This window comes from Mesorhizobium sp. CNPSo 4671, from assembly GCF_057784245.1.
In genome coordinates this window covers 389,739-402,558 of record NZ_JBWLUW010000002.1, presented here as the reverse complement: position 1 = coordinate 402,558, position 12,820 = coordinate 389,739, and the positions used below count along the sequence as shown (strand labels likewise).

14 protein-coding genes are annotated in these 12,820 nt (G+C 59.9%); 9 read left to right on the top strand and 5 right to left on the bottom strand.

Features of this window, described 5'->3' with window-relative positions; genetic code table 11:
• Positions 1-88: 88 nt before the first annotated feature.
• Positions 89-1,846, top strand: a complete 1,758-nt coding sequence (locus tag AC04SF_RS06320; protein ID WP_488477000.1) for a winged helix-turn-helix domain-containing protein — start codon at positions 89-91, stop codon at positions 1,844-1,846.
• Between the two features lie 684 nt (positions 1,847-2,530).
• Here the strand turns inward: AC04SF_RS06320 and AC04SF_RS06315 are convergent.
• The gene (locus tag AC04SF_RS06315) at positions 2,531-2,944 is read right to left on the bottom strand and encodes a DOPA 4,5-dioxygenase family protein (RefSeq protein ID WP_488476999.1); all 414 of its coding nucleotides are present in this window, start codon (positions 2,942-2,944) and stop codon (positions 2,531-2,533) included.
• A 405-nt stretch (positions 2,945-3,349) separates the two neighbouring features.
• On the opposite strand from AC04SF_RS06315, the gene AC04SF_RS06310 reads away from it, so the two are divergent.
• The 4 genes from AC04SF_RS06310 (at position 3,350) to AC04SF_RS06295 (ending at position 5,728) form a co-directional block, all read left to right on the top strand.
• On the top strand, positions 3,350-3,832 hold the full coding sequence (locus AC04SF_RS06310; RefSeq protein WP_488476998.1) for a hypothetical protein: 483 nt from the start codon (positions 3,350-3,352) through the stop codon (positions 3,830-3,832).
• Positions 3,833-3,920: 88 nt separating this feature from the next.
• Positions 3,921-4,754 carry an SPFH domain-containing protein gene (locus tag AC04SF_RS06305; protein ID WP_027059738.1) on the top strand — a complete coding sequence of 278 codons (834 nt, stop codon included), beginning with the start codon at positions 3,921-3,923 and terminating at the stop codon, positions 4,752-4,754.
• On the top strand, positions 4,751-5,287 hold the full coding sequence (locus tag AC04SF_RS06300; protein ID WP_488476997.1) for a hypothetical protein: 537 nt from the start codon (positions 4,751-4,753) through the stop codon (positions 5,285-5,287). The genes AC04SF_RS06305 and AC04SF_RS06300 overlap by 4 nt, the downstream gene beginning before the upstream one ends.
• Before the next feature lie 150 nt (positions 5,288-5,437).
• Positions 5,438-5,728, top strand: a complete 291-nt coding sequence (locus tag AC04SF_RS06295; RefSeq protein ID WP_488476996.1) for a hypothetical protein — start codon at positions 5,438-5,440, stop codon at positions 5,726-5,728.
• A gap of 76 nt (positions 5,729-5,804) precedes the next feature.
• On the opposite strand, the gene AC04SF_RS06290 is transcribed toward AC04SF_RS06295, so the two are convergent.
• Both AC04SF_RS06290 and AC04SF_RS06285 read right to left on the bottom strand, forming a co-directional pair.
• Positions 5,805-6,494, bottom strand: a complete 690-nt coding sequence (locus tag AC04SF_RS06290; protein ID WP_488476995.1) for an alpha/beta hydrolase — start codon at positions 6,492-6,494, stop codon at positions 5,805-5,807.
• Between the two features lie 146 nt (positions 6,495-6,640).
• Entirely contained in the window at positions 6,641-7,522 is an 882-nt protein-coding gene (locus tag AC04SF_RS06285; protein ID WP_245514504.1) for a helix-turn-helix domain-containing protein, read from the bottom strand.
• Between AC04SF_RS06285 and AC04SF_RS06280 the strand changes: the two genes are divergently transcribed.
• The 4 genes from AC04SF_RS06280 (at position 7,456) to AC04SF_RS06265 (ending at position 10,768) form a co-directional block, all read left to right on the top strand.
• Positions 7,456-8,052 (top strand): hypothetical protein, encoded by a 597-nt coding sequence (locus AC04SF_RS06280; RefSeq protein ID WP_488476994.1) that lies wholly within the window; start codon positions 7,456-7,458, stop codon positions 8,050-8,052. The genes AC04SF_RS06285 and AC04SF_RS06280 overlap by 67 nt on opposite strands.
• A 621-nt stretch (positions 8,053-8,673) precedes the next feature.
• Positions 8,674-9,342: an AAA family ATPase gene (locus tag AC04SF_RS06275; protein WP_488476993.1), complete on the top strand. Its 669-nt coding sequence runs from the start codon at positions 8,674-8,676 to the stop codon at positions 9,340-9,342.
• Positions 9,339-10,190 (top strand): bis-aminopropyl spermidine synthase family protein, encoded by an 852-nt coding sequence (locus AC04SF_RS06270; RefSeq protein WP_488476992.1) that lies wholly within the window; start codon positions 9,339-9,341, stop codon positions 10,188-10,190. Before AC04SF_RS06275 ends, AC04SF_RS06270 begins: the two co-directional genes overlap by 4 nt.
• A complete protein-coding gene (locus AC04SF_RS06265; RefSeq protein ID WP_488476991.1) occupies positions 10,187-10,768 on the top strand; it encodes a hypothetical protein in 582 nt (193 codons plus the stop codon). The genes AC04SF_RS06270 and AC04SF_RS06265 overlap by 4 nt, the downstream gene beginning before the upstream one ends.
• Here AC04SF_RS06265 and AC04SF_RS06260 read toward each other — a convergent pair.
• Both AC04SF_RS06260 and AC04SF_RS06255 read right to left on the bottom strand, forming a co-directional pair.
• Positions 10,751-11,401, bottom strand: a complete 651-nt coding sequence (locus AC04SF_RS06260; protein WP_488476990.1) for a hypothetical protein — start codon at positions 11,399-11,401, stop codon at positions 10,751-10,753. The two genes, AC04SF_RS06265 and AC04SF_RS06260, sit on opposite strands and share 18 nt — an antisense overlap.
• A 7-nt stretch (positions 11,402-11,408) precedes the next feature.
• Complete coding sequence (locus AC04SF_RS06255; RefSeq protein WP_488476989.1) at positions 11,409-12,401, bottom strand: ImmA/IrrE family metallo-endopeptidase; 993 nt, start codon at positions 12,399-12,401, stop codon at positions 11,409-11,411.
• Positions 12,402-12,820: the final 419 nt, after the last annotated feature.

Sequence of the window (12,820 nt, the reverse complement as noted above, 5' to 3'; positions counted from 1 at the left end):
GTGCGACATTACACTGTCCGAGGAGTAAGTCCGGAGATAAGCCTGAAAGACCGCTGAAGAAGTCCTGAAATAGCGAGGGGCAATTGGGATGACGGCCGGGCCGATCTACTGCTTCGCCGGCTTCAGCCTCGACACCGGCGCCTGCCTGCTGCGCAATGGTTCGGGGGAAATCGCCCTACGGCCGAAATCGTTCGATCTGCTGAGTTACCTGATCCGCAACGCCGGCCGCGTCGTGCCGAAGGCTGAGCTGATGGACGCCGTCTGGCCGAATGTCACCGTGACCGACGATTCCCTCACCCAATGCATCTCCGACATCCGACGCGCGCTCGAGGATGCAAATCATGTGCTCCTGCGTACCGTTTCGCGGCGCGGCTACCTGCTTTCGGGCGAAGCGATCGAGGGCAACGATTTGGCTTCGACGCTCGCATCGAAATCGGGAAGCGCGCAAGGCGGCGGCGATGTCGTGGGTTGGGGGCTGGGTATCGCTGCATGGCCGGTGGATGACGCGATGCCGAACGAAACGGCGGACGGCCGACGACTGCTGCACGCGCTCGTGACGGAAAGCCTGTCGGCCGATCCGCTCGATGATCTCTATGCCGATCCATTGACAGGCATGGAGCGGACCGCCAATCCCCCGCCACAGCCAAGCCCGACGCGCAGCTCGGGCCGTACGCGAGCCGCGATAGCGATCCTGCCCTTCTCCGCCGATGTGGAGCTTTCGCTAACGGCGGACGGCGTGACGCGGGACGTGGTTCGAGCCCTTTCGCGTTCGCGCGGCCTTTTTGTCATTGCGGCGAACTCCACCAGCGTCCTGCGCAGCCAAGGGGTGGAGGCACGCGATTCTGGAAGGCTTCTCAAGGTCGATTATGTCTGCTCGGGCAGTATATCGGCGACAGCGTCCGACCTTCGGCTGGACGTCGAGTTGATCACGGCGGCCGAAGGGCGCGTGCTTTGGTCGGAGGGGTGGAGATTTCCAGCCACGGATGCAGTCTCGGCCGGCGAGGCGATCGCAGCGGAATGCACCCAGGCCATCGCGGCCCATGTCGACCTGAACGAGCGACATCTGGCAATTCGAAAGCATGCCGGCGAGCTCGATGCCTGGGAGGCCTATCACCGCGGCCTTTGGCATATGCACCGTTTCACCCAGGCAGATAACATCGCCGCACAGCGTCTGTTTGATCTCTCCATCCGACTCGATCCAAGCTTCTCTCAACCGTATGCCAGCCTTTCCTTCACCCACTGGATGAGTGCCTTCATGCTGGCGCCCGGCTCGGAAGACGAGGAGGCGGGCCTTGCCTTCGACGCTGCCGCGCGAGGCGTGGCGACGGACGCTTTTGACCCCGCCGCCCAAGCGGCGCTAGGTCGGGCATTGTGGATCAAAGGCGCGCCCGAAGAAGCGGTTGCGGCCCTCGACACGTCTGTCCGACTTAGCCCGAATTTCGCGTTTGGGCATTATTCAATGGGCTTTATCCAGTCTTTTAGCGGTGACCCGCAAAATGGCATCGACGCCATTGATCGCGCCAGGGAGCTTTCGCCCTTCGACCCGTTTCTTTGCGCCATGCATGTCGCCCGCGCCGCGGCGCTCCTGCGGTTGGGCCGAACAAAGGAAGCCGCGGCGTGGGGGGTCCGGGCCGCGCGGCAGCCGAACGCTCATGCCCACATTCATCGATTGGGTGCCATATGCCTGGCAAGCGCGGGAAAATCCGACGAGGCAAACTCCTTGGCCCGATATGTCTCGGCTCGGTCACCGGGCAATGGCGGCGAACATTTCTTTCGTTCTTTGCGACTTGGCCGCTCGGATGAGGCACTCATTCGGCGCCTCGCCCGTCAATGCAATCTGGACTGAATGGAATAGGTTGATCTCCGAATGATCAACAGCTCCGACGACTTTGACTCAGGTTGGACGTCCGAAATAGCGAGTTGAGGTCAGAACTGATCTGCCGCTCCGCCGACGCCCCCTCGACACGATCAGGAAAAGTGGCCGGACTTTTACACACTTCGCTTCAATTTAACGTTGTAGGCTTCCAGAATCGACAACAACCTCAGAATGTCCGCTCGCTTGAACACCGTTGTATTTATGAACACGCTGCTATGAAGGCCATTAACGCTTGATAATCTCAATCGCCGCCAGCTGCGGAGAACATCTGACCGCCGTTGAACGCCCGACTCGAAGGCTGCCGAAGTAACGCCGCTCAAAGAAATTTGCGCGCGGCCAAACAATGTGCGGTAGATCAAACGTCCGCCCCTAACTTGGATCCGGAAGGCTGAGAGCCAAAGCCACGCCAAAATCAATAGCGTGGCTGGGTAAAGAAGGGGAAGAAGCCCGGTCCTGTGAGACACGACATTGTAACCATAGAGCAGTACGAGCGGCCCCAAAATCACACCTACAATGACGTACCCAAACGTGGTCGCCCTTATTTCAATTTCGTCCATTGACCGTCAACTCGAACAATTTTTCAGATGTTCTGAGTGTAGAATGAGCTCCTCGATTCATCATTCGTAACCCCGGCGACCTCTGGAGGTTTTCGGGCTACGCCGGCAGCGACGGCTCGGTGTTGACGTCCAGCGCCTCTTCCGCCTCATCTTCGTCCGGAAGTGTGTCGCCGTGCACGCCCAGCGGCCGGCCGATCCAGACCGGATCGACCAGATGGTCGCGCTTGGGGTTGGTGGTGTTCGGGTGGATGAGGATGCTCAGGCCACCATGGTTCAGCATCAGCCACGGAACGAGCGCGCCGAAAATCTCGTTGGCGAAGGAGACCTGATACATGGGCTGGTCATGCGGGCCGACCTGTTTGTCGTGCCAATTGCCAAGGCGCACGCGGAAACGCTCGCCGATGCGAAGCCTCAGCCATTCGGCATGCTGCCGCTCGGCCGGCCCGTCGAAGTAGATATGGGCGTGATAGCTGGCGATCTCGGCCAGCGGCCGTGGACTGTCTTGCCTCATCTCGATACCCTCCCTCGCAGCGTGGCCGGCCATTGAGCCCAATTACGCGGCTTTAAGCAAGGTCACTTGGCCGCGCGGAGGGTCGCGCAGCGGCTTCCCGCCGGAAAGCCGGCGACGCCCGCGACCGTATTCGCTCGCGATAATGTGTATGGCTGCTATTTGAGACTTCCCTTATCAACGACGCAGCTTTTGCCCATCCATTGTTCCGGACAGCCCCGTCCGGGGAAAAATGTGTTTGACGCGTCAACTGGGAGGGAAGTCGACAGGCACCGCCATTGATCCGCTGAGCGGCGGAAGGTGGATCGTTCGTGCCTGAGGACGAGCGTGCGGCGCCAAAGGCGCGCTGAACGGGCGGAACATCTTCAATCCTGCAATCAACGCGGACCACGGAACGGGGCTGGTCGAATGTCGTTTGTAGTCTTTGCACTTATCTTCGCATTCATTCTCTGGAAGCAGCTGGGCAAGAGCCGGCGCCCGGAAAAGGCCGTTCAGCCGGGCGCTTCGCCGCTGGCCGCCTCCACCGACGACGATCAAGACGATCAAGTCGAGGACATCGCCACAGATGTCGCCGGGCTGGTGTCGAGCTTCCTCGGCCAGAACAGCAAGGACCTGATCGAGCAGGCCGTGGGCCGGGCCATGCAGGACACTGGGATCAGGACCGATCGCAGGTCCACCGAGGCGATAGAACCGGTCAGGAAGGCAGTCTCGTCAAAGACGACGGCATCGCAGCCGCGCGACAAGCAGCGGACAAAATACCTGCTCGACGGCGACGGCGGCTACCGCCAGCGCACCGACCGGACCGCCCGGCTGCAGCAGCAATTCGGCGGCAAGGGCCTCTGTTCGCCGCGCCATGCAGCGCCGGCAAAGGCGCGACAGACAAATCGCTGAGCCGGAGTCAGAAAGCTCCGCCCGGCCGCAAGTCGACAGGCATCAGGCACGCGCTGGGCGTGCCGGTACATCAGGAGGGGAATTCATCATGGCAATCACCAGACAGGTCATCACCTCGCTGCAGCGCGACGGCACCGACGCGCTCGGCACCAGGACCGTGGCGATGAAGATCGTCGACGAGAGCATCGTCTCGGGCTCGCTGCTGACGGTGGAAAGCAACCATTTCTGCATCCTGAAATCGCGCGGCGCGGTGCTCAACGTCTACGAGACCGGCCAATACGCGCTGCAGACGCCGGACAAGCCGCTGGTCGGATCGATCGTGCAGGGCTTCTTCGGCGGCTCCTCGCCCTGGGTCTACGAGGTCATCTACATCAACCGCTCGAAACTGCTGGTCCGCAATGAGGGCATCGCCACCTCGGCCGAGATGGCCGAGATGTCCTATGTCGTCGACTACTACATCCACATCGACAGCAAGGAAGAGGCGCTCGATCTCATCACCCACATGCCGTTCGCCGGTGCCGTGATCGACACCAAGGAAATCGCCGACTATGCCGGGCCGGCCATCGAGCAGGCGATCAACCAGATCATCCAGGTCACCAAGATGGAGAACATCAACGAGCGCATCAGCGATGTGCGCGAGGCGGTGAAGCTGCATCTCACCGATTTCCTCAAGGTCTACGGCATCATGCTGAACGACCTCAAGGTGCTGATCACGCCGCGCGACGAGCGCATGCGCGAACTGATCTCGCTGCAGGCGATTGGCCTCAGCCCGATCGAGGCGGTCCGCTATTATCTGGCGCTGCGCATGGCCGACAAGGGCCTGGTCTCGGCGCCCAACGCCGCCGCCGGCCTGCCCTTCAACATCGGCGGCCAGCCGACGGGCTTCTATCCGCTGGGCGATGAGGTGGGCGCGACAAGATGAGCCGCTTCTACGAGGCCGGGCCGCTCGCCAGGGTCGGGATCAACCTGTTCTATGGCTATGGCTACAATTTCTACCGCCAGGAAAACCAGCTGCGCGCCGACGACCAGCGCGTGCGCGAGATGGCTTGCTCGCTGCTCGGCCGCGCCCGGGCAGCAGTCGACGAGGCCGAGGCCCGCTACCGACGCGAGAACATCCAGCCGCCGACGCGGGCCAACCCCTTCCCCGACGCGACAGTCGTCGCCAACGCCCAGGCGCTCGAGCGCCTGGGCCGCGAGGTCGGCGCCCTCGAAGGCCTGATCCGCCACCAGCCGGTGCCGGAAAACGACCACATGACCCAGCGCTACCGCCAGGAAGCGGGCACGCTCGCGGCCTTGGCGGAGAAGGACGCGGTGCTGGTTGGTCAAGCGGAGCTGCTGCGCTCGATGCTGGAGGGTGTGGCGGGGGATGCGATGCTGGCCGGCAGGCGCGAGATCGAGGTGGGCATTGCTGCGATCACGGCGACGTTGAGGGAGCGGCAGACGTTTTTGCTGTGAGGTGGGCAATGAAAGCGACAGGCTCGCCCATCCTCCCTTCCGCCGGCCCGCCGGGATGAGCCGCCTCCACGAACCGCTCGCCGGCTTGGCCAAGGCTTTCGGGCCCACGCGCATCGTGTAGTCTGACGGTTTCCTTGGGAACATGACACGATGAAGACCCAGTCCCCGGCCGCCGAGACCCTGCCCTATCTGTCGTCGGCGGTTCTCGATCGCCTGGCGATCTCCACGCCCGACATAGTCGACGAGATCGAACGCCAGATCGTCGGCCAGCGGCGGGGCGAAGTCTGGTGCGCGCCGAAGGCCGCCGTGTGGCCAGGCGACGACCGCTACTGCATGGCCACGCTCGGCGTCGCCACCGTGCTGGCCACCAAGTCTCTGGTGGTGAACCCCCCAAGGTGTGCAAAAACCCTTGGTCGGAAATTGCACCGCCAAGGCCGCTAGGCGCTTGGAGGGGGAGAAGCCGTTTCGCGACGGCCTCTCCTCCTCCCATTACGCGCGACTATCGAGAATCGCCTGCTCAGCCGACGGAGGCTGCGGCCTTGCCGATGACGCCGATAACGACGTCGGGCTGAGACAGCATCGGGACGTGGCTGCTCTCCACCTCGGTGACCGTCGCACCCATACGCTTTGAGACCCAGCGCTGGAGATCGGGATGCACGGTGTGGTCCTTCCTGGCCAGCACGTACCAGCTCGGCTTCGATTTCCACGCGATGTCGTTCGGCCCGAGCTTCTGCTGGTGGAACAGATCGAACACCGGGGCATAGTGAGTCGCCCAGACGAGCTTCTGCTCGGCCTCGGGAAGGTCTCCCGCAAAGAACTCGGTGCCATTCGGCAGCATCCAGGCGCGCCCGTCCGCGACCTCTACGCGCGTAAAAATGTCTGACGGATACTTGTCGAGCTGGTTCTGCACGGTCTCGCCCGCGTCAGGAGCGACCGCCGCGATGTAGACGAGGCCTACCACGCGCGGATCGACGCCTGCCGCCGTGATCGTGGCACCACCGTAGGAATGGCCGACGAGAAGGACGGGACTGCCGACGCGGTTCAGCGTCCGCTTCACCGTCGCTACGTCCTCCTCGAAGGAGTCCAGGCCATATTGGACAGAGACGACGTCGTGCCCGTTGGCCTGCAACGCGGGGATCACCTTGTTGAAGCAAGAGCCATCGGCCCAGATACCGTGGCAGAAGACGATAGTCGGCTTGGTGGACATCAGAACCTCCAAAGATCAGCTCCCTGGGCGGCCCACGCCATCATGACGTCAGGACCAGGGGCGAGGTTCAGAAAGCACGGCAGACTGATCGACGTATTCGCCGATCCTGTGGATCTATGGGCCGTTCTTGCTCTTGTGCGCCCGATTCAGGATCGCTGCTTGATACGGAACTGGCCGGGCGTCAGGCCCGTGTGCTTCCGGAAGGTCCGATTGAAGTTGCCCTGCGATCCGAAGCCCGACTCTAGCGCGATCTCGACGAGCGACAGTCGTCCTTCCGCGAGTTTGGCCTTCGCTTCACGTACGCGACGTTCGGTGACGTATCGGTGGGGCGAAAGGCCGGTGGCTTTCTGGAAGAGCCGAGCGAAATGAAACGGGCTGAGGCACGCTTCGGCGGCGAGTTCATCCAAGCCGATCTCCTCCGCCCACCGGTCGTCGATCAGATCGAGCACCCGATTTAGCTTGTCATAGGAGAGGGTCGGCGAAGGCGACGCACGGCGCTGCGCGATGTTCGAATACTTGGAGACGAGATGAGCGGCGAGCATGGCGCTCGCGCCGTCGACGAAGAGCTTGTCGCTGGCCTCGGGCGGTCGCGAGACGACGCCGAGTAGCGATGACGCGATCTCTCTCAGCAACGGGTCCGACATCCCCTTGTAGCGGACGACCTCGGCTTTCGCCGGATCGGCGTCATAGTCGTGCAGCGCGCTGTGTCCGGTCACGGACGGCGCGAGAAAAATGTGCACGTTTTCGACCCGGGCGCCGATCTCGACTTCGGCCTCCTCGAATCCCAGAGGCATAATGCTGGCGAAGCCAGGCTGAACGGTCACGGCGCTCCGCGCCGCGTCGTCCCCCTTCCGAGGGACCAGGTAGCGGCCCGCAAGCGTGACCGAAATAGCGGTACAGGTGCAACTGACGGCCGGAAGAACACCGGGGTTCAAGGTTCGGTGTTCGATCAGCATGTTGGGTGTTTCGAGCGAACGATGAAGTTCGTTACCACCTGCATAGCGATGATTGTGAACGAGAAAGGTCATACCGTGCGCACCTATCGGTTCCGGTCAGTCACATCCTAACACAACTTGAAGGCCGACGCGCGGGGCGCTCTCCATATCAGAGCAATCGCGATGCGCTTTGCGAGATGGCACGGTCGCGTGGCCTGGAAGCAATCCCCAGCGACACGGCAAGGGCCGCCGTCGAGGGTGCCGACATGGTGGTGACGACCGTGACCCTGGTGCCCGAACCCGAACCGTTCCTCGATGCCAACTGGCTGAAGCCGGGAAGCTTCACCGCCATCACCGACCTCGCACTGCCCTTGCTGCCTGAAACCATGCGCCGCTTCGACCGCATCGTCGTCGACGACCTGGAGCAGGAGAAGCAGATGCCCAAACCCATGGTCGACCCAGCGCTGGTCGCCGGCGACCTGACGGGCCTTGTCTGCGGCGACTTTGCGGGGCGGCAGAGCCCAGGCGAGGCCACGGCGTTCGTGTTCCGGGGCATGGCCGTGGGCGATCTCGCTGTGGCGGCGCTGGCGTATGTGCGGGCGCAGGCGGCGGGGATGGTGTAGAGCAAGGCCGCGGGAGCGGCCGCGAGGTCGGCGCAGGCATGCCGCCAACCGGAAGACGACCACATGGCCCAGCGCTACCGTCAGGAAGCAGGCACGCTCGCGGCCTTGGCGGAAAAGGACGCGGTGCTGGTCGGCCTGGCGGAGCTGCTGCACTCGATGCTGGAAGGTGTGGCGGGGATGCGATGCTGGCGGGCAGGCGCGAGATCGAGGCGGGGATTGCCGCGATCACGGCGACGTTGCGGGAGCGGCAGACGTTTTTGATATGAGTGGTGGGGTAGACTGGCGAGCGAGTTGCGGCTGCCGCTTGGGATGGATGCCAGGCGCCAATCGCGGTGCTCGGCAGCCGGCGGCTAGTCTCGAAAGATGCAACGCTGGCGGCATCGGTACGGCCACATCTATCTAGCCAGCATCGACCTGATGCTTCGCATATTAGCCCAATTCTTTACAGCAATATTCTTCAGTGTTGGGTCACATGCTCCAAGGCAAATCAACCACATTTCCTAGATTGAACCGCGAATTTGGCTCGATACGAGGAAGACTCAAAAAACTCACGGACAATTTCTCAGTGTCAGCGATATCCATCGGCGATGAGCTCCCCCTTGGCTGATTCTTTGGCGCTTATTGAGCATCAAAGTTTCCAAAAACGATCTGTTACTCGCATTGACGAAATACAACAATATCTGTCTACTTGGGTGGGAGATGGTGGGGAAAATGTCAAAGGTTATATACGTCACAGGCGCGCCTGCGGCAGGGAAAAGCTCGACGCTCGAAGCACTGCGCACACGGATACCGGATGTGCAGGTTTGGGAGTATGGCGAACGCTTGACGAGATATGTCCAAGCCCGTTCGGTCAATTTAGCTGATCAGAGCGTACTGCGAGCGAAATCAGCCCTAATTGTTACCCCGGACGATATCGTACAACTCGACGGGCAGCTTCTTGAATTTGTCGAATTGCACCGGCGGAAGCGCCCAGTCCTGATCGACAGCCATCCGGTAACAAAGGAAGAGTTCGGGTTCCGCATCACTGCTTTCTCCGAGAAGCGGGTGCGAGACCTGGCGCCCGACGAAATCTGGGTATTTTTCGCCAGTCCTGAAGAGACCCGCCGACGAATTCAGAATGAATCAGGTGGCAGACCGCTCCCTACAGAGGAAGAGGCACGGATGCATACATCGCTGCAGGCAGGCATCGCCGCTACCTACGGCATTATTGTTGGTGCGCCGGTATACCTGTTTGATACTGCAATTAACCGGGAAACTTTGCTGTCGAGGCTGATGGGGAGGTTTCAGTGACCAACAGTCACAAGGAGCGCGGGAGGATCGATCTTCGTAGAGCGATCAATGCAGTTTCCGATGTCGTGCAAAATCGCCCTCGTCCGTTGCGCGAATTCGACCAAATCCACATGAAGACCGGCGATATGGTGCTTCAAAGTGAGATGGTCGCCGATTGGGCAGATGGAAAGGAACTTGCTTTCATCGGTGACGGAGACGCGATCAGTGTATGCGTGGCGTATCTCAAAACGAGAGGGGTCCTTGACTTCGGACCAACCAAGATCACGGTCTTCGACTTCGACGAACGGACGGTTCAGGCGATCAAACGGTTCGCAGAACGAGAGGAAATAGAGCATCTCGACGCAGAACTCTATAACTGCATCGACGCCTTGCCGGAGTCATCCAAGTACGATTGCTTCTACACAAACCCGCCTTGGGGCGCCTCGAACATGGGCGAAAGTGTCAACCTCTTCGTGCAGCGCGGCATCGAGGCGGTCAGATATGAAGGTGAAGGCATGATTGTTATCGCCGATGATGACGAACTTCCTTGGCCAAAAGAAGTGCTGGCCAACGTTCAATCCTACGCGCGCGACGCGGGATTTTACGTCTCAAAGATGCAACGAAAACTCCACAGCTACCACCTAGACGATGCACCTGACCTAAGATCGTGTAATCTCTTCATCTCTTCTCTGCCGGACAACGCCAAGCGGGCAAGGCACAGCCAGGCGGCTTCGGGCGACCGGCTTGCGAACTTTTACGGCAGATCGAAGGAACCCCGAGTGCGATATGTCAAGGAGCGCAAACGCCTTGATTATGGGATGGCTCATGAGGATGAATACGAACTGATTCCGCTGGAGGACCCGAAATGAACGATATCATCAAGCCTGGCGCCGGCATCCTGTTCATGAAGGTTGGAACTCATGCGCAAGAAGATTTGGCCGCGATCATTGAACGCAAGTCGAAAGAGATCGAGGATGAAGGGTTTGCGATGTGGGGCTACGGGGGAAGCACGTGCCATCCCTTATCAATGGTACAGCCGTTTGCAGAGATGTTTCAGCAACGCGGCGCTCCAATACACCTCGTCATGCAAGAGATGAACTCAAGGCACTCTGCTGATCCTGTAAGAGCCGATCAGTACTCCATGGATACCATTAACTGGATCGACATACCGCCAGGAATTCATGTGCTCGGTTCCAGGTATGCACTGATGCTTAAGAACCTTGATCGACAAAACTTTAAACTGCAACTCGATCAAACCAGGGTCCCGGTAGGTAAGAGCACAGGGCGAGCAGGTAATCGCTATTTGCGAGGGCAGGTAGATAAAGCTTGCCTTGAAGTCCTCGAACACCGGGAGATTTCGAACGAGGATGACGCAAAAGAAGTCGAGATCAGCTTGGTGGCCGAACTTAAGGCTCCCTACGCCGTATTCCTACGGAACAAGACGTGAGAAGTCATTCGAGGGAAGTAGCGTTCTGCTGGCACTAGAACGCAGAGCATCAATATAGCTGTCAAGCCCCTCAAGCACTGACGCCATTGATACGGCGTCCGCCCCACACGAGAAGCATAGGCTAAGTGCTCGATCGGTCGTTGGATCCCGACAGATCTTCGAACGCACATCCTGCACGTTTGTTAACCGCACGATCGCGGCGATGACTTGCTCCAAGCAGGCGATTTTCGGATATTCGAATTGATCTCCGACGATTTCCTCGATCGCCACAATCGCCCTCTTGTCGCCAGTCAGGAGCAGAGGAGCGTTCCGCGACAGCAGCACCGCAAGCAACTGACTCTCACCGGTATCCAGTTGTAGATCTCGAGCTTGGGCCTTGGCTTCATATGTCGCCGCAAGCTCAATCTCGACAGGCGTCGGCTCCAAGATTGTGAGATGGCTGCTCAACTGCTCGAAAGACTTAACCGCGCGGTCACGCTCACTGATCTGCCTCGACCGCTTAAGGCGGTTGCGCACTACATAAATCGACACTTGGAGCGCGGAAGGAGATAGGCCTTTGGCCGACAGAATCGCAATAAATTCGGAAGGCAGCTCATACACGCTGATTTTGATCGCCAGGTCATTGTCGATCAATGCGCAGCTATTCATTGATGCCCGTCATCACAACGCGCAGATAGTCTGATGACTCCTCGTTAAGGAGGTCCCATTTGATCTGGGACTGAGCGACGCCGTTGATCTGTCTCCACATCTCGGACTTCTGGTTATAAATATGCCGAAGGGACGCATTTGCAACTCCCCAATTCTCATAGATGTAACCTACACACAGCGCCAGCGTTCCAGGCTCAATGCGGCGGATTGGCCCAGCTTCGAGGGCAGCCGTTGCGAGGCTCCGAGCGCTGTAGTTTGTAGTATTCGCGGTAATTTCTGGGCGCTCCGAACCTGTCAGAACCAAGAGCGCATATTGATTTGCTTCGACTTCCTGTGGGTCTTCATCTACGAGGTCAGCATCTCCGAGATCGACAATCGCTTTCGTCCCTCGGATGTGCCCAAGAGCCGCATGGCCGATCTCATGAGCGAGGGTGAACGCAATAGGCGCAGGATAGGACGCGTCGCGGCCCAGAAGTATTGCAAACCTACCCGATATTTCCACGACCATCGCCCGCATGGACTTTGTAGCAAGGGGGAATACTCGAAGGTGAATGACCGGGACACCCAGAGCCCAGCACGTGCTGATCAATGATTGCAGATCAACGAATTGTCGGTTCTGCAGGATTGCGGCACGGAGATCATCAGCTTTAATCCCCGTGATCTGACCCCCTAGATCGGTAGCGCGCAGCAGTATTCTGCCAATCGCCACGCCGAAAGACGCGAGCGCCGCCTGCATTGCGGCGTCCTCGGTGGAGAGATTCTTGAAACGAGCATCGTCTTTCCAGACAAACTCAACCCGCTCACCCAGCAGCGGTCCAGGTGCAAGTCCCAATTTGCGTGCTAGAGCAAAGCGAAGTTCGGCGCGGGCGGACTCGCTTGCATCGGCATCTTCGCTCCACCAAACAGGCCAAGCCGCATCGATAGCCTGCTCGCTAAGCCCGGCATCCTTTAGCTCCTTGACCAGTCGCTTAGTGCTTTCGTCCACGGTGCGGGCTTCCCACCCCTCCCTCGACCTCGACGTGAGCTAAATGAGGTAACAAATATCTTCCGGTTCTCGAAGGGCCTTCTTCGACGGGCTGCGTATACGGTCCAGCAAGTCCAACCAAGCGTCGTCGTCAAGGTCCCGCCGTGCAAGGGTCTCTTGTTCTGGGGAAGTCAATTCGATGGGATCCACCAATCGCACCCAATACCCGCCGGCGAGTTGCGCGCGGAGGCTCACTTCATAAGCGGTCTCAGGTGATGGTTTTGACGACTGCCTCAATAACGCTGTTACCTGTGAAGCGCCCACTGGCGCGCCTCTTCCCCCGACGTTTCGATAAGCCGACGGATCGAATGGCAAACCGGTCTGCAGGACGAGCGGTTGGTCGCTCCAGCACATGAGCGCAAAATGCTTCTGCTTTGGCC